Here is an 18,333-nt window from a genome sequence, read left to right on the forward strand (position 1 = left end):
CTGCCGAGCTCTTCATGAACAAAATCGCCTTTGCCCTGGCTGCTGTGCTGGCTGCGTTTTCCAATACGGCCCTGGCCGCTGACCTGTGCCAGCCCGCCGCCAACCCGACGAACAAGGCCTTGCTGGCCGCCGCCGAACGCCATCTGGGCGACCAGCCCCATCCGCTGGCCCACCTGCACACCGAAGGCACCCTGCCCCATCAAGGGATTCGTGAGCAGAGCATTGCAGCGGAAAAGGATTGGCCGATCCTGCGCCAGGCGGCCCTGGCCTGGCGTTTGAGCGGTGATGCGCGCTACCTCCAGCAAGTCGACGACTACCTCGCGGCCTGGGCCGAGGTGTACCAGCCGGACTTTAACCCGATCGACGAAACCAACCTCGACATGCTGATCCATGCCTACGCGCTGACGGCCGATCACCTGCGCCCGCAGACCCGCGACGCCGCCCGCCAGTTGATCAGCCGCCTGGGCAACGGCTACATCGCGCATATCCAGCAGTTTCACGGGCAGAAAAAAGGTACCCAGACCAACAACTGGCAGAGCCATCGCGTCAAATTGGTGACCGTGGCCGCCGCCGCGCTGGGCGACCGGGCGATGCTTGAGCAGGCCCATCAACTGTTCAAGCAGCAGATTGCCGATAACGTGCTGCCTGACGGTTCGGTGACCGACTTCCAGGACCGCGACGCCTTGCATTACGTGGTCTACGACCTGGAACCCCTTGTGCAAGCTGCGCTGGCGGCCAAGCCCTACGGCATCGGCGGCGACTGGCTCACCCTCAACGCCAACGGCGCATCACTGGGCGCCGCCCTGGATTGGCTGGTGCCCTATGCCACCGGGCAACGCAGCCACGAGGAATTCGTGCACACCCACGTGCCATTCGACACAGCCCGCGCCAAGGTCGGTGAAGTCGGCTACGCCGGTACCTGGCAGCCCAAGAGCAGCGCCACGCTGTTCTGGCTGGCGGCGCAGCTGGACCCGCGTTATCTGCCGGTGGCCAAACACTTGGCAGACCACCCCGTCGATTGGATCAACACCTGCTATTTGAAATAACCTGTTGTAGTGAGCGGGCTTGCCCGCTCACTACAAACCGCGTTAGGGAGATGGGTTAGAGCACGGTGCCCATGGCCTTGATCAGCACGGGGTCGCGTCCGTAGATGTCTGGCGCGTAGACCAGCCCGCCGTCGCGATTGACCTCCACCGTCCAGTACCCCAGCAACACAGGCACCGGCGTGGCCAGCCGGAACTCGTGGGTCAGGCCGGTGGCCAGCAGTTCATCGGTGCGCGTACGTTCGGCCGGGCTCACCAGCAGGTCGCGCAGCAGCAGCGGTTGCTCGACCCGCACGCAGCCTGAACTGAACGCCCGTGGGCCTTTGGTAAACAGTGGCTGGCTGGGCGTGTCATGCAGGTACACCGAGTACGGGTTGGGAAAGCGCATCACGATCTTGCCCAGCGGGTTGCGCGGGCCGGCGTCCTGGCGCAGGAGGATGTTGCCGGGCCGGGACCAGTCCACCTGGTCCGGCATCAGTGGGTGGCCTTGGGCGTCGAGCACCTGCAGGTTTTGCTGGCGCAGGTATTCGGGATTGAGGCGGATGGCCGGGAGTTTGTCCTCGCGCATGATGGTCGGCGGAATGGTCCAGGTGGGGTTGAGGGTCAGCCGGGTGATGCGCGACTTGAGCAGCGGCGTCTGGCGTTCGGCACGGCCGACTTGCAGGCGCGTTTGCCACACGGGAATGCCGCTCTGATAGACGCTCAGTTGCGCTGCGGCGACGTTGACCACCACCCCTTCGGGCTCCAGGTCCTGGGCCAGCCAGCGGAAACGTTCGAGGTTGATGCGCAGTTGGTCGCGGCGGATCGCCGGGCTGATGTTGAGTTCGGCCACGGTGCCGGCACCAATCACGCCATCAGCTTGCAACGAGTGGCTGAGCTGGAACGCCTTGACCGCCTTGACCAAGTCGTCGCGGTATTGCTTGCCGCTCGGTGCCTTGGCCAGGTAGCCGCCACTGATCAGCCGCCGCGCCAATTCCGGCACGCGGGGGTCTTCCATACCGGGGCGCAGTAACGGGCCGGTGGCCACCGGGTCCCAGTGCGGCAATGGTTGCTGGCGCACGGCGGAATAGGCATTGCGCAGGCTGCGGTAAAGATCGGCACTGGGGCGCGCTTGGTCGAAGGCTTGGGCCATGTCTTGCAGGCCGGTGGCGGCGAAGGCGAGCACTTCGGTGTTGGCGTCGCGGGCAGGCGGTTGGGAATGCCACAACGGCTCGAAACGCGATTGCTGAAGACGCCCGTAATGCAAGTCCTGCAGGGCTTGCAGGTACTGCTGGCTGGTGCCGATATCCGTGCACAGCACGTTGGCCGTGGCATCCGCCGTGGGCAGGCTATAGTGGGATGGGTCCAGGCCGTCATCCGCCAGCATCAGCAACTGAGCGTGCAACGCCTGGCGGCGCTCGGCCTCGGTCCACAACGGCGCATCGCCCTGCTGCTGGTAGAACGCTTGCAGGCGCAGTTGGGCGGCCGGGTCGATGTGCGGGGCAAGGTCGGGGCAAACGCTGGGCAACTGGGCGAGCGCCTGTTGCACCGGGCTCACCGACAGCACGGGCACGGGGGCCAATGGCACCTCGTCAGCTGTCGCGACCAGTGGTGCAACGAGCAGGCAAATGCTCAAGTAACATGCGTGTTTTTTGAACACTTGGCTTCACTCCAATCCGCAGCGGGGGGATGTACTGCAGATGCTGACTTTTATGTACCGGTTAGGCCCGATCACCCTGGGTCTGATTTCCATGAGCCTGGCTGTATTGAGCAATTCTGCGCTCGCCGCCAATGGCAACCCTCCTACCTTGTATAGCAGCCTCGCGCGCTCGGCTCCAGAACTCAATCCCACGGTGCTTAAAAGCGCCCTGAGCGCAGTGCAATGTGCGGTCAATAACGGCGAGGAACGCTCCGAGCGACTCGCCGTCATTGACTACTCCCAGCCCTCGACCGCCCGTCGGCTTTGGATCTTCGACCTGCGCAAGAAGACCCTGGTACTGCGTGACCTGGTGGCCCACGGTGCCAAATCCGGGGAAAACTTCGCCACCCAGTTCTCCAACCGCGAAGGCAGCCACCAATCCAGCCTGGGCTTGTTCCGCACCCAGGAAAGTTACCTGGGCACCCATGGCTACTCGTTGCGCATGGACGGCCTGGAACCGGGCTTCAATGACCAGGCCCGCGACCGCGCCCTGGTGATTCACGCCGCCGACTACGTCAACCCGGCCTGGAGCAAGCGCGAAGGCCGCATCGGCCGCAGCCAGGGTTGCCCGGCCGTGCGCCCGCAGGTGGCCCGCCAGGTGGTAGACAAGCTCAAGGATGGGCAATTCATGTTTTCGTGGTACCCGGACCAGCGCTGGCTGAAGTCTTCGACCTATCTGAACTGCAAGCCCCAACAGGTGGCGAGTAGTCGTACAATCCGTGGCGGATAGCCTGTCTCCCTATATAAAAGACAGAAAAAAGAGAGCGTCGAATGCTTCTACATAAATCCACCTGGATCGAGATCGGGCAGTTTCTGGAACGCAGCCGCACGGTGGTGGTGCCCATCGGGTCCAACGAGCAACACGGCCCCACCGGCCTGCTGGGCACCGACTGGATGTGCCCGGAAATCATCGCCCATGAGGCGCAGAACAGCGCCGATATTCTGATCGCGCCGACCTTCAACATCGGCATGGCCCAGCACCACCTGGGTTTCCCCGGCACCATTTCCCTGCGCCCTTCCACCTTTATCGCCGCGATTGGCGACTGGGTGCGCTCGCTGGCCGGGCATGGTTTCGAGAAGATCCTGTTTCTGAACGGCCACGGCGGCAATATCGCCACGATCGAAGCAGCGTTTTCCGAGCTGTACGCCGAAGCGAGTTTCGCCCGCCGCCCGGCCGGTTTCGCGCTCAAGCTGGTGAACTGGTGGGACCTGGAAGGCGTCAACGACCTGGCCCAGCGCCAGTTCCCGGTGGGTCACGGCAGCCATGCCACCCCGTCGGAAATCGCGGTGACGCAATGGGCCTACCCGGAGTCGATCAAGACCGCCGAGTATTCACCGCAAATCGCCAACACCGGGCCGATTCGCGAAGCGCTGGACTTTCGCGCACGCTTCCCCGACGGGCGCATGGGCTCGGACCCGGCGTTGGCGACGGTGGATAAAGGCGGTGAGTTGGTGGCGTTGGCTGCTCAGGGGCTGATCAAAACGGTTAACAACTTCAGCAACGAAGCCAAACCCTAGCCTTGCACATCCCCAAATGTGGGAGCGGGCTTGCTCGCGAAGGCGGTGTATCAGTCAGTGATTTTCTATCTGACATACCGCTTTCGCGAGCAAGCCCGCTCCCACAGGGGATTGTGAGTTATTTGCAGTCTTGTGCGACCTGTTCCAGGCGCGACGGCGTGATGGTCGACGCCAGCGGCTTGCGCTCGTACAGGAACACCTTGGTGCCGTCCTGGGACTTGTAGGCTTCCAGCACGTCATCCGCCGCGATCTTGCTGGTGAGCACCACTTTGGCGTGGCGCGAATTCTGGGTCACGGTGGAGGTGATGCCATGTTTCTCAAGCTTGGGCAGCACGCACTGCAGATAACCTTCGGTGGTCTTGGCCGACTGCAGGGTCAGCGTCGGTGCATTCGGGGCAGACACACAACCGGCCAGCAACAGTGAAGCAGAGGCCATGGCCGGGACGAAAAAAGAGCGCATAGAGCATCCTGAATAGATAAAAAGGGTCAGTCGCATCAGCCGGCGCGGACCAGGGCTTTAAGCGACGCATCAAACTGTTTCAAGGCATCGAGCTGCACGTCACGCTGCTGCTCGATCTGGGCGGCAATCTCGGGCGCCGCCTTGTCATGCACCCACACCGACGGCACCTGTTTGCGCACCGAACCTTCGGCCTTGGCGATGTATTGCAGGTTCGCGTCATAGAACCGCGCAACAAAACGCGCCTCGACCTGATCGTTACGCTGGGTCAACAGTTGGTTATGGGTATCGAGCATCACCACCACATCGGGATGAGCCTGCACCAGTTCGTCGAGGCTGCTATAGACAGTCACCGAGAGAAAAGTGCCCTGCAGCGAGCTCATCAACCAATCAATGGCCAGTTCCGGGTCGGAGCTGTTGACGAACGCCTGGCGGATGCGCCCATCGAGGGCATCCTTGGCGCCGTTCAAGGCCATGGTGTGGTAACGCTCAAGGTAGCTGAGGTTGTCGAGGGTGTTTTCGGTGTACAACACACCCACCGACTGCGCGCGTTGCAGGGAGTCTACGCTACCGTCGATCGGTAGCAAATGGCCTGTACGCAGATCATCGGCAATCGCCGGGTTGGTCAGCACCACGGCGCTCACCATCAGCATCATCAAACCCAGTTGGATAAAAGTCCTCATCGCGCGATCTCCTTGAGCGGCGTCTCGATGGGGCAATTGTCCACTAATGGCACAAAAACAGAACTTGCGATCCTTGATGGTGACTATCATTTGAACCGATAGTGTCGCGTAGCCCGACCTCACTATAACGATAAGGACCCGCCATGAAGCCCCACCAGAAAACCTTCGACCGCATCCGCGAAGCCGTCTTGCCGGAGTTTCGTGAGCGGGTCGCCGATTACCTGGTCGAGTATGAAAGCGTGCTGCAGGACGAAACCGCCGACGCCGACCAGGCCTTCGCCAGTGCCCAGCAACTGCGCGGTTACCTGCGTGGCTTGAACACCATGCGGGTATTGGGCATGGCCGACTGGGAGGACCTGGACCGCCGCGTGGCCCAGGAATGGCTATAACCGCTACAGTGCGTGTCGCTGCAGGTTGACCCAGGCCTGCACAGAGGGTCGCTGCCACTGGCGGTGCGCGTAGTCCACCAGTTCGGCCGGCACCGGGTCACCGTTGAGAATCAGCCGATTGAGCATCACTGCCAGGTCCACGTCGGCAATCGACCACTCGCCGAACAGGTACTCGGCGTTACCCGCCAGCAGCGCCTGCGCCGCCGCTATCAACTTGCGGGCAGCGACCTGGGCCACGGGTGACAAAGGTGGCATCGTCTGCCCGTAGAACACCACCAGCGTCGAGCGCTCCTGGCGAATCGGCAGCAAGTCGCTGCGCAACCACGCCTGCACCTGGCGCGCCCTCGCCCGCAGGTGCAGGTCGGTCGGGTAGACCGGCACGTCGGGATAGGCCTCTTCCAAGTATTCGCAGATCGCCGACGACTCCGACAGCGCAAAGTTGCCGTCCTCAAGGGTTGGCACGCGCTGGGTCAGGGACAGCTGGGCAAAATCCGCCGCCTGGTTCTGCGCGGCGTCCAGGTCCAGGGTCACCGTTTCAAACGCCAGGCCTTTTTCCAGCAGGGTGACAAACACTGACATCGCGTAGGGGCTGGTGAATTGGGCATCAACGTACAGGCGCAGCGGGGCTTGGCTCATGGCGGAACTCCTTGGTTGAAAGCCCACGCTACGAGATCGGCGACTAGAATGACAATGCAGGGTTTTTATGGGGGCATTCCTGGCGGGAATAGCAGCGTTGATGGCAATATTATGGCTATCGGCCACCGTACCGATTCGCCCCGCCCCTCGTGGTTCTCTAGGAATGAGCTTTCAAGGAATGATCAGCACATGAAACAAGCGGTTGTGGTCATCCACGGCATCGGTGAACAGCGCCCGATGGACACCTTGCGCGGCTTCGTGGAAGCGATGATCCCCGCCGACACGCCCGACGGCACGCCCTTCTACTGGAGCAAGCCGGACCGACTGTCACGCAACTTCGACCTGCGTGTATTGAAGTCATCGGGCCGCACCACCACGGACTTTTACGAGTATTACTGGGCCCACAAGATGCAGGGCACCAAGGTCGGGCACCTGCTGGGCTGGCTGTGGGACATCTTCAAACGCCAACGCCGCGACATTCCCGACGCCATCGTGCCGATCTGGCGCACCACGCGCTGGACGGTGATGCTGTTCCTGTTGCTGGTGGCCACCGGCACCGTGGCCACCGCCTGGGGCAAGTTCGAACACCACGACAACCCTTTCGCCCTGGTTCCGCTGCTGATGGGCGCCATCGGCCTGGGCCTGCGCTACTCCGCCCTGTCGTACCTGGGCGACGCCGCCCGCTACCTCAGCCCCAACCCGCAGAACGTGATGGTGCGCGAACAGATCCGTGCCGACGGCGTAGCGTTGTTGCGCGCCTTGCACAACAAGGGCGACTACGACCGCATCATCGTGGTCGGCCACAGCCTGGGCAGCGTGATTGCCTACGATATCGTCGGTTACCTGTGGCATGAACATCACGACCAACTGACCAAGGTGATCCCCAGCAACCGCGAGTTGGCCGAGCGATACGCCGACAACGAACCGCTGCAACCGGTGATCAACGAAACCCTTCACGCCGCTGGCACCGCATTGGATGGCAGCCTGGGCAGCCTCTTCAGGTTTCGCGAACAGCAGGCCCAGGCGTTCATCGAACAGCGCAGCCTGGGCAACCCCTGGCGCATCACCGACCTGGTCACGGTCGGCAGCCCCATGGCCCACGCCAGCCTGTTGCTCGGCCGCAGCGTGAGTGATTTCAAGCAGCGTATGGAGCGCCGCGAAGCCCCCGCCTGCCCGCCCACTGAAGACACCAAGGGCTACGGCTACAACGCGCGCCAGGCGGTGATGCTTGGGCAAAAGCCGTTCACCCCGCAATACCTGCACCACGCGGCGGCCTTTGCGGTGACGCGCTGGACCAACCTCTACTTCCCGGCGCCTTTGGGCTTGTTCGGCGACATTGTCAGCGGCCCAGTGAGCCCGGTGATGGGCGCCGGTGTGCTGGACCTGCCGGTGACCGTGGGCACATGGAAAGGCTGGCTCGCCCGCTCCTGGCTCAGCCACACCCACTACTGGAGCGAGCGCGGTGGCGCCAAGGGGTATCTTGCCAACCTCACTACCCAGGCCAACGCGATCAGCCACGGCCCGCGCCCTTCGGCCACCGAGGCCCTGCGCTGGGCCGTCGACCTCAAGGGCCTGCGGCGCTTTCGTCCCGCCGGCGCCAAAGAAACCGCAGTGCCTGTCGAGGCTTAACCCGCGAAACCACCGGCGTCGAGAAACGCACGCTCCTCCTCGGTGGTGGGCCTGGCCAGCACGTCATTGCGATGGGGAAACCGCCCGAACCTCTCGATGATGTCGGCGTGCTCCTTGGCCCAGTGGAAGGTGTTGGCGTCCAGGTGCTGGTTGAGGGCGACCGAACGTTGCTGGTCGGCCTTGTCTTCGGAGTGTTCGAACGGCAAATAACAGAACGCGCGCAACGCCGGTTCGATCTGCTGGTCCAGGCCGGCGTCCACCATCCGCCGTGCGTACAGGCGGGCCAACGGGTCGGTGGCAAACATGTGCGCCGTGCCGCGAAACGCATTGCGCGGGTACTGGTCCAGCAGGATCAGCAACGCCAGTGCGCCCTGCGCCGTCTCCAGCCAGCCTTCCAGTTCACGCCGCGCCGCTTGCACGTGGGTGGTGTAGAAGGTGTCGCGAAACGTCGCGTCAAACGCCTCATCCTTGGCAAACCAGCGCTTGGGCCCCGCCTGTGTCCAGAATTCCAGCACCGCTTGGGCAGACTGTCCGTTCGTGTTCATCCTCAATCCCCTGTTCAACCGCAGATTTCATCATAGGCGCGTGCCGAATCCATTAACGTTCCCCGGTGCCTGAAGCATTTCAGCACCCGGAGCCGTTCCTGCGTCGGAGCGGTCGCGCCATTGCCTTGATAGGGTTTACCTGATGATTCACCGTCTTGCCCAGGTTTTCAGTGATTCGAACAGCCAGGTCCGTGGCAAATTATTCGGCATCTACGGCGTGCTGATCGCCCTCAACGTAGGCGCCTGGCTCTGGGCACTGGTGGCGTTTCACGCGCACCCGGTGTTGTTGGGCACCGCCCTGCTCGCCTACAGCTTCGGCCTGCGCCACGCGGTAGACGCCGACCACATCGCCGCCATCGACAACGCCACCCGCAAGCTGATGCAAGAGCAAAAACGCCCGGTGGCGGTAGGGTTCTTTTTCTCCCTGGGGCATTCTTCGGTGGTGGTGCTGGCGTCTATCGCCGTGGCCTTTACGGCGGCGACCCTCAAGGATCATTTCGAAGCGTTCAAGGCCGTGGGTGGTGTGATCGGCACCTCGGTCTCGGCGCTGTTTTTGCTGGTGATCGCGCTGATGAACCTGGTGATCCTGCGCTCGATCTACCAGGCCTGGCGCCATGTGCGCCAGGGTGGCGTGTACGTAGAGGATGACTTCAACCTGCTGCTGGCCGACCGGGGGTTCATGGCGCGGATCTTTCGCCCGTTGTTCCGCCTGATCAGCCGCAGCTGGCACCTGTACCCGCTGGGGTTCCTGTTTGGCCTGGGGTTTGACACCGCCACCGAAATCGCCTTGCTGGGCATCTCCGCCACGCAGGCGGCGCAAGGGTTGTCGCCGTGGTCGATCATGGTGTTCCCGCTGCTATTCAGCGCCGGCATGTCCCTGGTGGACACCCTGGACGGGCACCTGATGCTGGGGGCTTATGGCTGGGCGTACATGAAGCCGATCCGCAAGATTTACTACAACATGAGCATTACCCTGGTGTCGGTGGTGGTGGCCGTGGTCATCGGCAGCATCGAGGCGCTGGGGCTGATCTCGGACCAGTTGGAACTCAAGGGTGGCTTCTGGGCGTTTATCGGCAGCCTGAATGACAGCTTCGGGCTGCTTGGGTACATCATCATCGGGATTTTTGTGGTGAGCTGGGGGGCATCGGTGTTGCTGTATCGGCTCAAGCGGTATGACCAGCTTGAGACCCGTCACCCTTTGTGATGCGGTGCCTGGGATGACGCTGCGCGAGGCAAGCCCGCTCACTACAACAGCACCGTTTGTAGTGAGCGGGCTTGCCCCGCGCCGCGTCGCCCCAAACACCAGGAAGCGTTAGAAGTCGACAGTAGCCGAAACCTTGAGCGTGCGCGGCTCCCCCTGGGTCAGGTAGTTATTGGCCGTCGAAGCCGAGGCCCAGTACGCCTTGTTCGCCACGTTCTCAAGGTTGGCGCGCAGGGTGATGGTCTTGTCGTCGGCCTTGAAGCCATAACGCGCGCCGAGGTCGACGCGGGTCCAGGCCGGGATGTCCAGGGTGTTGGCGGCATTCACGTACTCCCCCCCGGTGCGCAACAGGCGTGCGCTGACGGCCGCACCCTGAATACCCGGCACGTCCCAGTCAGCCCCCACGTTGAACTGATAACGCGGCACACCGGCCACACGATTGCCGTCGGTCAGGCCGTTGGAGGTGTTCTGCTGTTCGGTGTGCATCCAGGTCGCACCGGTCAACAAGCGCAAGCCATCAATCGGCTCGCCGAACACATTCAGCTCCACGCCTTTGTTGATTTGCAGGCCATCGACGCTGAACGTATCCAGACTATTGCCCGGCAAACGCGAGGTGGCGTTGTTCGGTTGCTCGATTCGATACACCCCGAGCGTCGCTCCGTAACTGTCCCAATCCAGCTTGACCCCGGCTTCGGTCTGCTTGCTGCGCTTGGGTGCGAAGGTGACGTTGGGGTTGGTCACACCCGTAGACGGCGACGTCGGCCCCTGGGCCAGCCCCTCGATGCGGTTGGCGTAGAACGACACGTGCTCCCATGGCTTGAGCACCAGGCCGTACACCGGCGTAGTGATCGACTTGTCGTAGTTGGCGTTGCGCGCACCGGTGGTGGTGTTCCACGCGTCCACTTCGATGGTCTGGCGGCGCACGCCCACGGTCAGCAGGACGCGGTCATCGAGAAAGCCCAGGGTGTCGGAGGCGGCGGCGCTCTTGATGCGATTCTTGCCGACCACCCGTGGGTCATGGATGTCACTGCCGAAGTAGGTCACGGTGGGGCGCGGGATCTGGGTCGGGTTGTAGAGGTTGCCGGGCTTGCGGTTGGCCTGGGTGATCGCCTCGAACGCCGAACGCTGCTCACCCCAGATGCCCGACAAACCGAGGTTCATCTGATGGGTCACCGGCCCGGTGTCGAAGTGTCCATTCAACCCGGCCATCGCGCTCTTGTTGTCTTCATCGTGGGGTGAATAGAGGAAACCCACGCGCCCGCTGCCATCGTTGCCCACGTAGAGCGACGAATACTCGCCGTTCTCCCGCGTATGCTTGGCACCGCCGCCCACGTAGGCCGTCCAGTTGTCAGTGAGGTCGTACTCGGCGTTGAACATGCCGTAGGTGTCTTCCAGCTCCGACCAGCTCCAGTCCTGGGCGTAGTTGTGCTTGGCCGAAGGCGCCTTGGGCACTTGGGTGCCGGTGGGGTACACCACGGCGCGGCCGTTGTTGATGCGTTCTTTCTGGTAGCCGAAATCGGTGGACACCCGCAGCCGATCGCCACGGTAGTCCAGGGCAATGGCCACCAGCTGCGAGCTTTTGTTTTCATCGTCGATGGCCGTGTCGCCTCCGTGCCTGGCCAAGTTGACCCGCGCACCGAAGCGGTTGTCTTCACCGAAACGCTGGCCCAGGTCGAGGTGGCCACCGGTCTGGCCGTCGCTGGCGTAGTCGAGGCTGACGCTGCGGGTTGGCGTGTCTTCGGCGCGCTTGGGCACCAGGTTGACGCTGCCGCCGATGCCCGTGCCGGCCGGCGACACGCCGTTGACGAAGGCGTTGGGCCCCTTGAACAACTCCACGCGCTCCAGGGCTTCGGTGGTGATGATCTGCCGAGGCAGCACGCCGTAAAGGCCATTGAAGGCAATGTCATCGGTGTTCAGCGGCAAGCCGCGAATGATGAACATCTGGGAGAAGTTGCCGAACCCCGAGGACTGACGCACCGACGCATCGTTGAGCAACACATCGCCCACGGTGCGGGCCTGCTGGTCGGCGATGGTCTTGGCGGTGTAGCTGACCACGCTGAACGGCACATCATTGATCGAACGATTGCCCAGCACACCCAGGCGTGCCGTGCGCGCCACCTGGCCGCCGCCGTAGGTGTCCGCCTGTGCCCCGCCCGCCTCGCCGCTGATGGTGGTCGCGCCCAGTTGCACGGCCGCGCCACTGGCCTCGGGCACCACCGTGTAACCCTGGGTACCGGTGCTCTGCAAGGTGTAGCCGCTGCCTTGCAGCAAGTGCAGCAACCCCGACTGCGCGGTGAAGTCGCCTTGCAGCCCGGCGCTCTGCTGGTCATTGAGCAGCGTGGAGTCAAACGACAACGGCACCCCGGACAGCGCCGCGAACTGCGCCAGTACATTACCCAATGGCCCCGGCGCGACGGTGTAGCTGCGTGCCGCGCGGGTGGAAGCGGCCTCGGCGGCCAGCGCGCTGTGCAACGGTGCGATGGCCGCCAGGGCAACAGCCAGGCTCAAGGCTTTCAAGGGGCGAATGGGGTGCGGGGTGGCGGTCATGGGCATTCCTGTCGGCGCGGTGCAAAGGTGAGGGTTATTCCCCTACACCGGGCGACAACGAAAAAGGTCTCAGCGAACAGTGAAAAAAAATTCAGCGCGGCTCAACGGTGACCCAGTAGCCGGTCAGGCTGCTGACCTTCACCGGCAGGGTTTCCTGCAGCAAACGCAGGCTGGCGTCGGTGTCGCGCAACGGGAACGCGCCGGAAACGGTCAAGCCCGCCACACGTTCATGGCAGCGCAACACACCGGGGCGGTAGCGGCCCAGTTCGTCGAGCAGATCCGCCAGGCGCATGTGCTGGGCCAGCAGCATGCCGTTCTCCCAGGTGGTCGCGCTGACCGCCAACGGTTCCACCGCCGCCACACGGTCGCGGCCAAACGCGCTCTGTTCACCGGCCTTGAGGATCACCCCACGGCTGGCTTGTTCCGGCAGCATTTCCACGGCCCCCTCAAGCACGGCGACGTGACTGCTCTGCTCACCCACGCGCACGCTGAAATGCGTCCCCAGGGCGCGGGCGGTGCCGTGGCGGGTCTGCACGATAAACGGGCGATGTATCGGCGCAGGGTCTTTGGCGGTGGTAATCATCACCTCGCCTTGCAACAGCTCGATGCGTCGCACCTGGTCGGTGAAGGCGATATTCAAGGAACTGTTGGTGTTGATCAGCAGCTGTGTGCCGTCGGGCAAGGTGAGGGGGCGCTGTTCGCCGATGGCCGTGTGCTGGTCGGCCGTCCAGGCTTGCCAGGGTTTGTGCTGGTACGCCAGCCATGTCGCCGGGCCCGCCAGCAGCAACAGCCCGAGCGCCTGGCGCCGGCCCAGGGATTGTTTGCGACCGATGCGCTTGAGGGTCTCACCGGCGATGGCCCCCGGCACGCTGTTGAAGTCGCCCAATATCGCTTCCGCGCGCTGCCAGGCTTGCGCGTGCTGGGCACTGCGGCCCTGCCATTGGGCCACGGCGCGGCGGTCTTCGTCGGTGGCGATGCCGGACTGCAGTTGCACCATCCAGTCGGCGGCTTCGCCGAGGATCTGCGGGTCGATGGACGGGTTCATGCCACGCTCAGGCACGCGAGGAAGGCATCGCGCATGTAGCGCTTGACCGAGGCCAGCGACACCTTCAGCTCATCGGCGATCTGCGGGTAGGTCAGGCCATCGATCTGCGACAACAGGAACGCCTGGCGGGTTTTCTCGGGCAAATCGCGCAGCATGGCTTCGATGCGGTACAGCGCCTCAAGGATCAGCCAGCGGGTTTCCGGCGACGGGACGTGCTGCTCCGGCAGATGGGCGATGGTTTCCAGATAAGCGCGCTCGACTTCCTGGCGGCGCCAGCTGTCGATCATCAGGCCCTTGGCGATATGGGTGAGCAAGGCGCGCGGCTCGCTGCCATACCCTGCGGGGTTCTGGCGCGTGAGCAAGCGCATGAAGGTGTCATGGGCCAGGTCGGCTGCATCACTGGCGTTGCCCAGCTTGCGGTCGAGCCAGCGGTACAACCATCCGTGGTGTTCGCAGTACAGCGCCTGGAGCGGCAGATGGAGCGAAGACGACATGCAGATCACCCGGAATCCGGAAGTAATTAAGAATTGATCGCATTCTAATCGCAGCCACAGAGACCGGCAACGCGTTAATTAATGTTATAGGATAACGCCAATTTTTCGCCTGACCTGTGACCCTCGCCCATGACCGACGCTGTCCCCCTGCGCCAACGCCTGCTTTCCATCGACGCCCTGCGTGGCCTGGTGATCCTGTTCATGTTGCTGGACCACGTGCGCGAAACCTTCCTGCTGCACCGCCAGGTCAGCGACCCGATGAACATCGACAGCACCGAACCGGCCCTGTTTGTCAGCCGCACCCTCGCCCACCTGTGCGCGCCGGTGTTCGTGCTGCTCACTGGCTTGTCGGCGTGGTTGTACGGCCAGAAATACCAGGGCCGCCAGGCTGTATCGGCATTCCTGTTCAAGCGCGGTCTGTTTTTGGTGGTGCTGGAATTCACCCTGGTCAACTTCGCCTGGACCTTCCAACTGCCGCCGAGCGTGATCTACCTGCAAGTGATCTGGGCCATCGGCGTAAGCATGCTCGCCCTTGCCGCCCTGGTATGGCTGCCAAGGTCGCTGTTGATTGGGTTGGCGTTGCTCATCATCGCTGGCCACAACCTGCTGGATGGCGTGCACTTCGCGCCCGGCTCGGCCCTGCAAAACCTGTGGGCGATCCTGCATGAGCGCAGCTGGATCGAAGTCGGCGATTCGCTGCGCCTGCGCACCACCTACCCGGTAATGCCGTGGATCGGCGTAATTGCCCTGGGTTACGGCCTGGGTCCGTGGTTTGCCAATGGCCTGCAGCCAGCGAGGCGTCAGCGTTATCTGCTGCTGGCGGGTGTGGGGGCGCTGATCGGGTTTGCCGTGGTGCGAACACTCAATGGCTACGGTGAAAAGCCCTGGCAGAGCTACGACAGTGGCGTGCAGACGCTGATGAGTGTTTTCAACGTGACCAAGTACCCGCCTTCACTGTTGTTCCTGGCGATGACCTTGGGCGTGGGTCTGCTGCTGTTGCTGGCCTTTGAGCGCGCGGGGCACAAACGCTGGATCGCCCTGCTGGCCACCTTTGGCGCCGCGCCGATGTTCTTTTATCTGCTGCACCTGTATGTGCTGAAAATCCTGTATGTCGCGTGCGTGGCGTTGTTTGGCCTCAATCACGGCACCTACTTCGGCTTCGACAGCATCGGCGCCGTGTGGCTGGTGGCGCTGCTGCTACCGCTGGCGCTGTATCCGCCCGTGCGCTGGTTTGCCGGGCTCAAGGCACGCCGCCGCGACCTGGCTTGGCTCAAATACCTGTAACGCCTACACGATGTGCACATAAAACGCGTGAAACATGAAGTACGCGCACACCGCCAACGCAATCCCCATGCACCGGTTGAACACGGTGAACGCCGAAGTACCGTTGATACGCCGCCCCAGCCCAGCCCCGAGCAGTGCGTACACCCACGGCGCACCAAACGCGCCAAAGGCCAGCACCGCCGACACCAGCGCAATCGACACGCCGGTGATGTGTGCTGCCGGCAGCATCACACTGGTGATCGGCAGCACCGCCATGATGCCCTTGGGATTGAGCAACTGGATCACCAACCCGTTCCAGAACGTCAGGGTCTTGGTCGGCGCCGTTGACGCCGCCTCATCCACCACCGTGCGCGCAGTGAACACCTGGTACGCGAGGTACAGCGTGTACACGCCGCCCACCAACGAGATGTAGGGCAGCGCCGCCTGGGAGATGATCGCTTCGCCGGTGTAGCCAAACAGCACGAACAACACCAGCATCGCGCAGCCCACGCCGATGAAAAACCCGGTGGAACGACGGAACTGGCCGGTAAGCCCGGCATTAAGGCCCATGAAATTCACCGGGCCGGGGCTGTACATGACGCTGAATGCGTAGAGAAAAATGTCCATGGAAAACCTGCAGTAGAGGGAATGCAGCGAGTCTACTGAGGGCTGCCATGGGGGTTCTTGTACGTTCGTAGGTCGGCACGGCAGTGGGTGGGCCTACGAATCGCAACTGGCACCGGGGCTGAGATTACGCCTACCATGTAATGACACCTAGCCTGTGAACGTGCCCAATGCTCAAAGCCAGTCTGCGTACTCACCTGACCCTGTGGTTTGCCGGTTTATCGGTGCTCACTCTGCTGATCGTGGGCTTTTACGTAGGCCATATCGCCACTGAACAGGTGAAGCAGGCCAGCGGCAACGCGCTGCTCAGCACCGCCCGTTCCAGCGCGGCACTGCTGGCGGTGCAGTTGCGTGAGCGGCAGCTGGAAGTGTCGTTGCTGAGCAAGGCGCCACTGTTCCGCCAGGGCAACCTGGATGCACCGGACATCATGACCTTGATGGAGTTGCGCACCCAGTCACGCGCCGAGTACGCGTGGATGGGCGTAGCGGACGCCGAGGGCCGTGTGCGCCAGGCGGTGAAGGGGTTGCTGGTCAATCAGTCGGTGCAGCAACGCCCGTGGTTCCAGGCGGGCATGCGCGGTGAGTACACCGGTGATCCCCACGAAGCCGTGCTGCTGGCCAAGCTGTTGCCGAGTGCGGCCAAGGGTGAGCCGTTGCGCTTTATCGACTTTGCCGCGCCGATCCGCAACGCCAAGGGTGAAACCATCGGCGTGCTCGGTGCCCACGCGCACTGGCGCTGGGTGACCCAGATCGTCGATGCGGCGGTGATGCAAAAGGACGCCGCGCCCAACCTGCAAGCACTGATCATCGACTTCGACGGCAAGGTGCTCTACCCCGAGATCCTCGCGGGCGAGCAAATGCCCCAGGCCAATCTGCACTCGCCTACCGGCTGGACCACCGGCAACGGCTACGTGAGTGCCTCGGTGGCGGTGCCGAGCCCGTCCAATGCCAACCTGTCGTGGTACATCGTGGTCCGCCAGCCGCTGGACATCGCCCTGCAACCGGCACGGGTGCTGTTGTACAAATTGCTGATCCTGGGCGTGCTCGCCGCCCTCGTGTTCGGCCTGGTGGCGTACTACCTGGCACTGACCCTGAGCCGGCCGATCGAACGCCTGGCCAAGTCCGCCAAGCTTGTGCAGGAACAGCAGCCCGGGGCGGTGTTTTCCCAGGAGCATCCGGTGCTGGAAATCGCCCAGCTGGGGCAGTCCATCAGCCGCATGACTCAATCGTTGCTTAGCAAGGAACGTGAGTTGCAGGAAGCCAATGCGTCCCTTGAAGCGACGGTCGCCCAACGCACGGCCGACCTCACCCAGGCCAACGCTGACCTGTTGAAACTGGCGACTCACGACGCGCTGACCGGGGTCTACAACCGCCGTCGCTTCGATGAAAAACTCGCCGAAAACAGTCTGTTGTTCCAGCGCACCGGGCGCACCTTCGCCCTGCTGTTGATCGACGCCGACTACTTCAAACGGGTCAACGATACCTACGGGCACGCTGTGGGTGACGACGTACTCTGCCAGCTCGCTGCCCTGATCGAAAGCACCACCCGCGCCACCGACTTTGTCGCGCGTTACGGCGGTGAGGAGTTCGCGGTGCTGCTACCCGAAGTCGAAGAACCGGACAGCCCCGAAGTAGTCGCCGAAAAAATCCGCGCCGCCGTGGCCGCCGCCCAATTCCCCACGGTGGGCCATGTGACGGTGAGCATTGGCGTGGGCGTGGCCGAGCCGTCGGACCGCGACTCCTCGGCACTGCTCAAGCGCGCCGACATGCAGCTCTACCAGGCCAAGGGTGCGGGCAGGAACCGGGTGGCGTAAACCTTGGGTTTTGCTTATCACTGAAATATCCGCCAGCGTCTGTATCCGCTGGCAGGGGCTTTTCATAATCGTGCTTCCTTAACACCTCAGGAAGCACACCATGCACCCATTGACGATAGTGCTGGCGCACGTTTTGGCACTGGCCCTCACTCTGCTTGGCGTGGGTTGCCTGGCGCTATTGCTGGCCTGTTTAGGTCGCCTGGTGTATTAACGGAGGCGGGTCTGAAAAGGGAAACGGGATGCAGGTAATAAACGACAACAGACCTGAATACATACTCAGGCTCGAACATCTTCTTTACGGCTACAACTACATGGTTTCGGTGGACAGTTATGGTCCATTGAGTACTGAGCAACCGTTGATTGAAGCGCTCAAGCAAACGGTGAGTTCATCCTGCGAAGTCACTCGCAGTGCGCCAATCAGTGCCGAGGACGCGCGCGCACTCATGCTTGAGTCGTTCTTGTTTGTGGGCGACTCAGGTGGAGGCCCTATTGACCTGCCGGATAAACGCGAAGAAATCATCGGCTTGGTGGAGCAATTGACCCAAGGCGTTCATCTTCACCAGGCCGATGCAATCCATGAGTTCTACTTGGCCAAAGGTCATCCGGGCTATCCGGTGTGGTGGGAGTTCGCCCTGGATATTCACGCGCAAGGACAGCGCTGGATTCTACTGGGCAGCAGCAGCGACTAAGCACACTGGGCTTGTAGTGAGCGGGCTCGCCCCGCGCCGCGTTGTCCCAGGCACCCGATTTCTCCTGCGAACGGGCGG

General features: G+C 62.8%; 18 protein-coding genes. 9 read left to right on the forward strand and 9 right to left on the reverse strand.

From position 1 onward, the window contains the following. Nucleotides 1-14: 14 nt before the first annotated feature. A complete protein-coding gene (locus tag HX803_RS18010; RefSeq protein ID WP_178922206.1) occupies nucleotides 15-1,046 on the forward strand; it encodes an alginate lyase family protein in 1,032 nt (343 codons plus the stop codon). 55 nt (nucleotides 1,047-1,101) lie between these two features. Here HX803_RS18010 and HX803_RS18015 read toward each other — a convergent pair whose 3' ends face one another. Next, nucleotides 1,102-2,682, reverse strand: coding sequence for a murein L,D-transpeptidase (locus HX803_RS18015; protein WP_178922208.1), 1,581 nt, complete (start codon nucleotides 2,680-2,682; stop codon nucleotides 1,102-1,104). Between the two features lie 40 nt (nucleotides 2,683-2,722). Here HX803_RS18015 and HX803_RS18020 point away from each other — a divergent pair, with 40 nt between their 5' ends. Both HX803_RS18020 and HX803_RS18025 read left to right on the forward strand, forming a co-directional pair. Next, nucleotides 2,723-3,451, forward strand: a complete 729-nt coding sequence (locus HX803_RS18020; protein WP_178922210.1) for a murein L,D-transpeptidase catalytic domain family protein — start codon at nucleotides 2,723-2,725, stop codon at nucleotides 3,449-3,451. A 41-nt stretch (nucleotides 3,452-3,492) separates the two neighbouring features. Beyond that, entirely contained in the window at nucleotides 3,493-4,239 is a 747-nt protein-coding gene (locus tag HX803_RS18025) for a creatininase family protein (protein ID WP_178922212.1), read from the forward strand. Between the two features lie 118 nt (nucleotides 4,240-4,357). Here HX803_RS18025 and HX803_RS18030 read toward each other — a convergent pair whose 3' ends face one another. Continuing rightward, complete coding sequence (locus HX803_RS18030; protein ID WP_178922213.1) at nucleotides 4,358-4,699, reverse strand: hypothetical protein; 342 nt, start codon at nucleotides 4,697-4,699, stop codon at nucleotides 4,358-4,360. A 35-nt stretch (nucleotides 4,700-4,734) separates the two neighbouring features. Then, nucleotides 4,735-5,379, reverse strand: coding sequence for an ATPase (locus HX803_RS18035; RefSeq protein WP_178922214.1), 645 nt, complete (start codon nucleotides 5,377-5,379; stop codon nucleotides 4,735-4,737). Nucleotides 5,380-5,522: 143 nt separating this feature from the next. Here HX803_RS18035 and HX803_RS18040 point away from each other — a divergent pair, with 143 nt between their 5' ends. Further along, entirely contained in the window at nucleotides 5,523-5,768 is a 246-nt protein-coding gene (locus HX803_RS18040; RefSeq protein WP_178922215.1) for a hypothetical protein, read from the forward strand. A gap of 3 nt (nucleotides 5,769-5,771) precedes the next feature. Here HX803_RS18040 and yfcF read toward each other — a convergent pair whose 3' ends face one another. Continuing rightward, entirely contained in the window at nucleotides 5,772-6,404 is a 633-nt protein-coding gene (gene yfcF / locus HX803_RS18045; RefSeq protein ID WP_178922216.1) for a glutathione transferase, read from the reverse strand. A gap of 189 nt (nucleotides 6,405-6,593) precedes the next feature. On the opposite strand from yfcF, the gene HX803_RS18050 reads away from it, so the two are divergent. Further along, nucleotides 6,594-8,033, forward strand: coding sequence for a hypothetical protein (locus HX803_RS18050; protein ID WP_178922217.1), 1,440 nt, complete (start codon nucleotides 6,594-6,596; stop codon nucleotides 8,031-8,033). Here HX803_RS18050 and HX803_RS18055 read toward each other — a convergent pair. Further along, nucleotides 8,030-8,578: a DUF924 family protein gene (locus HX803_RS18055; protein WP_178922218.1), complete on the reverse strand. Its 549-nt coding sequence runs from the start codon at nucleotides 8,576-8,578 to the stop codon at nucleotides 8,030-8,032. The two genes, HX803_RS18050 and HX803_RS18055, sit on opposite strands and share 4 nt — an antisense overlap. Nucleotides 8,579-8,720: 142 nt before the next feature. On the opposite strand from HX803_RS18055, the gene HX803_RS18060 reads away from it, so the two are divergent. Then, complete coding sequence (locus tag HX803_RS18060; protein ID WP_178922219.1) at nucleotides 8,721-9,782, forward strand: HoxN/HupN/NixA family nickel/cobalt transporter; 1,062 nt, start codon at nucleotides 8,721-8,723, stop codon at nucleotides 9,780-9,782. Between the two features lie 108 nt (nucleotides 9,783-9,890). Here HX803_RS18060 and HX803_RS18065 read toward each other — a convergent pair whose 3' ends face one another. The 3 genes from HX803_RS18065 to HX803_RS18075 all read right to left on the reverse strand — a co-directional run bounded on the left by HX803_RS18065 (nucleotide 9,891) and on the right by HX803_RS18075 (nucleotide 13,865). Further along, nucleotides 9,891-12,326, reverse strand: coding sequence for a TonB-dependent receptor (locus tag HX803_RS18065; RefSeq protein WP_178922220.1), 2,436 nt, complete (start codon nucleotides 12,324-12,326; stop codon nucleotides 9,891-9,893). A 91-nt stretch (nucleotides 12,327-12,417) separates the two neighbouring features. Further along, nucleotides 12,418-13,371 carry a FecR domain-containing protein gene (locus HX803_RS18070; protein WP_178922222.1) on the reverse strand — a complete coding sequence of 318 codons (954 nt, stop codon included), beginning with the start codon at nucleotides 13,369-13,371 and terminating at the stop codon, nucleotides 12,418-12,420. Then, the gene (locus HX803_RS18075; protein WP_178922224.1) at nucleotides 13,368-13,865 is read right to left on the reverse strand and encodes a sigma-70 family RNA polymerase sigma factor; all 498 of its coding nucleotides are present in this window, start codon (nucleotides 13,863-13,865) and stop codon (nucleotides 13,368-13,370) included. Before HX803_RS18075 ends, HX803_RS18070 begins: the two co-directional genes overlap by 4 nt. 129 nt (nucleotides 13,866-13,994) lie before the next feature. Between HX803_RS18075 and HX803_RS18080 the strand changes: the two genes are divergently transcribed. Beyond that, nucleotides 13,995-15,149 (forward strand): DUF1624 domain-containing protein, encoded by a 1,155-nt coding sequence (locus HX803_RS18080; protein WP_178922226.1) that lies wholly within the window; start codon nucleotides 13,995-13,997, stop codon nucleotides 15,147-15,149. A 3-nt stretch (nucleotides 15,150-15,152) separates the two neighbouring features. Here the strand turns inward: HX803_RS18080 and HX803_RS18085 are convergent, their stop codons facing one another. After that, nucleotides 15,153-15,755: a LysE family translocator gene (locus tag HX803_RS18085; protein WP_178922228.1), complete on the reverse strand. Its 603-nt coding sequence runs from the start codon at nucleotides 15,753-15,755 to the stop codon at nucleotides 15,153-15,155. A gap of 167 nt (nucleotides 15,756-15,922) precedes the next feature. Here HX803_RS18085 and HX803_RS18090 point away from each other — a divergent pair, with 167 nt between their 5' ends. Then, on the forward strand, nucleotides 15,923-17,566 hold the full coding sequence (locus tag HX803_RS18090; protein ID WP_178922230.1) for a sensor domain-containing diguanylate cyclase: 1,644 nt from the start codon (nucleotides 15,923-15,925) through the stop codon (nucleotides 17,564-17,566). 239 nt (nucleotides 17,567-17,805) lie between these two features. Further along, nucleotides 17,806-18,255: a hypothetical protein gene (locus tag HX803_RS18095; protein ID WP_178922232.1), complete on the forward strand. Its 450-nt coding sequence runs from the start codon at nucleotides 17,806-17,808 to the stop codon at nucleotides 18,253-18,255. Nucleotides 18,256-18,333: the final 78 nt, after the last annotated feature.

It is taken from the genome of Pseudomonas sp. P7548, assembly GCF_013386585.1.
Lineage (GTDB): Bacteria > Pseudomonadota > Gammaproteobacteria > Pseudomonadales > Pseudomonadaceae > Aquipseudomonas.

What these genes read in the sequence shown, in the direction of transcription:
- HX803_RS18095 (WP_178922232.1), top strand. Translation starts at nt 17,806, where the DNA reads ATGCAGGTAATAAACGACAACAGACCTGAATACATACTCAGGCTCGAA.
- HX803_RS18070 (WP_178922222.1), bottom strand. Translation starts at nt 13,371, where the DNA reads ATGAACCCGTCCATCGACCCGCAGATCCTCGGCGAAGCCGCCGACTGG.
- HX803_RS18090 (WP_178922230.1), top strand. Translation starts at nt 15,923, where the DNA reads ATGCTCAAAGCCAGTCTGCGTACTCACCTGACCCTGTGGTTTGCCGGT.
- HX803_RS18065 (WP_178922220.1), bottom strand. Translation starts at nt 12,326, where the DNA reads ATGACCGCCACCCCGCACCCCATTCGCCCCTTGAAAGCCTTGAGCCTG.
- HX803_RS18075 (WP_178922224.1), bottom strand. Translation starts at nt 13,865, where the DNA reads ATGTCGTCTTCGCTCCATCTGCCGCTCCAGGCGCTGTACTGCGAACAC.
- HX803_RS18080 (WP_178922226.1), top strand. Translation starts at nt 13,995, where the DNA reads ATGACCGACGCTGTCCCCCTGCGCCAACGCCTGCTTTCCATCGACGCC.
- HX803_RS18025 (WP_178922212.1), top strand. Translation starts at nt 3,493, where the DNA reads ATGCTTCTACATAAATCCACCTGGATCGAGATCGGGCAGTTTCTGGAA.
- HX803_RS18085 (WP_178922228.1), bottom strand. Translation starts at nt 15,755, where the DNA reads ATGGACATTTTTCTCTACGCATTCAGCGTCATGTACAGCCCCGGCCCG.
- HX803_RS18020 (WP_178922210.1), top strand. Translation starts at nt 2,723, where the DNA reads ATGCTGACTTTTATGTACCGGTTAGGCCCGATCACCCTGGGTCTGATT.
- HX803_RS18035 (WP_178922214.1), bottom strand. Translation starts at nt 5,379, where the DNA reads ATGAGGACTTTTATCCAACTGGGTTTGATGATGCTGATGGTGAGCGCC.
- HX803_RS18040 (WP_178922215.1), top strand. Translation starts at nt 5,523, where the DNA reads ATGAAGCCCCACCAGAAAACCTTCGACCGCATCCGCGAAGCCGTCTTG.
- HX803_RS18055 (WP_178922218.1), bottom strand. Translation starts at nt 8,578, where the DNA reads ATGAACACGAACGGACAGTCTGCCCAAGCGGTGCTGGAATTCTGGACA.
- HX803_RS18050 (WP_178922217.1), top strand. Translation starts at nt 6,594, where the DNA reads ATGAAACAAGCGGTTGTGGTCATCCACGGCATCGGTGAACAGCGCCCG.
- HX803_RS18060 (WP_178922219.1), top strand. Translation starts at nt 8,721, where the DNA reads ATGATTCACCGTCTTGCCCAGGTTTTCAGTGATTCGAACAGCCAGGTC.
- yfcF (WP_178922216.1), bottom strand. Translation starts at nt 6,404, where the DNA reads ATGAGCCAAGCCCCGCTGCGCCTGTACGTTGATGCCCAATTCACCAGC.
- HX803_RS18030 (WP_178922213.1), bottom strand. Translation starts at nt 4,699, where the DNA reads ATGCGCTCTTTTTTCGTCCCGGCCATGGCCTCTGCTTCACTGTTGCTG.
- HX803_RS18010 (WP_178922206.1), top strand. Translation starts at nt 15, where the DNA reads ATGAACAAAATCGCCTTTGCCCTGGCTGCTGTGCTGGCTGCGTTTTCC.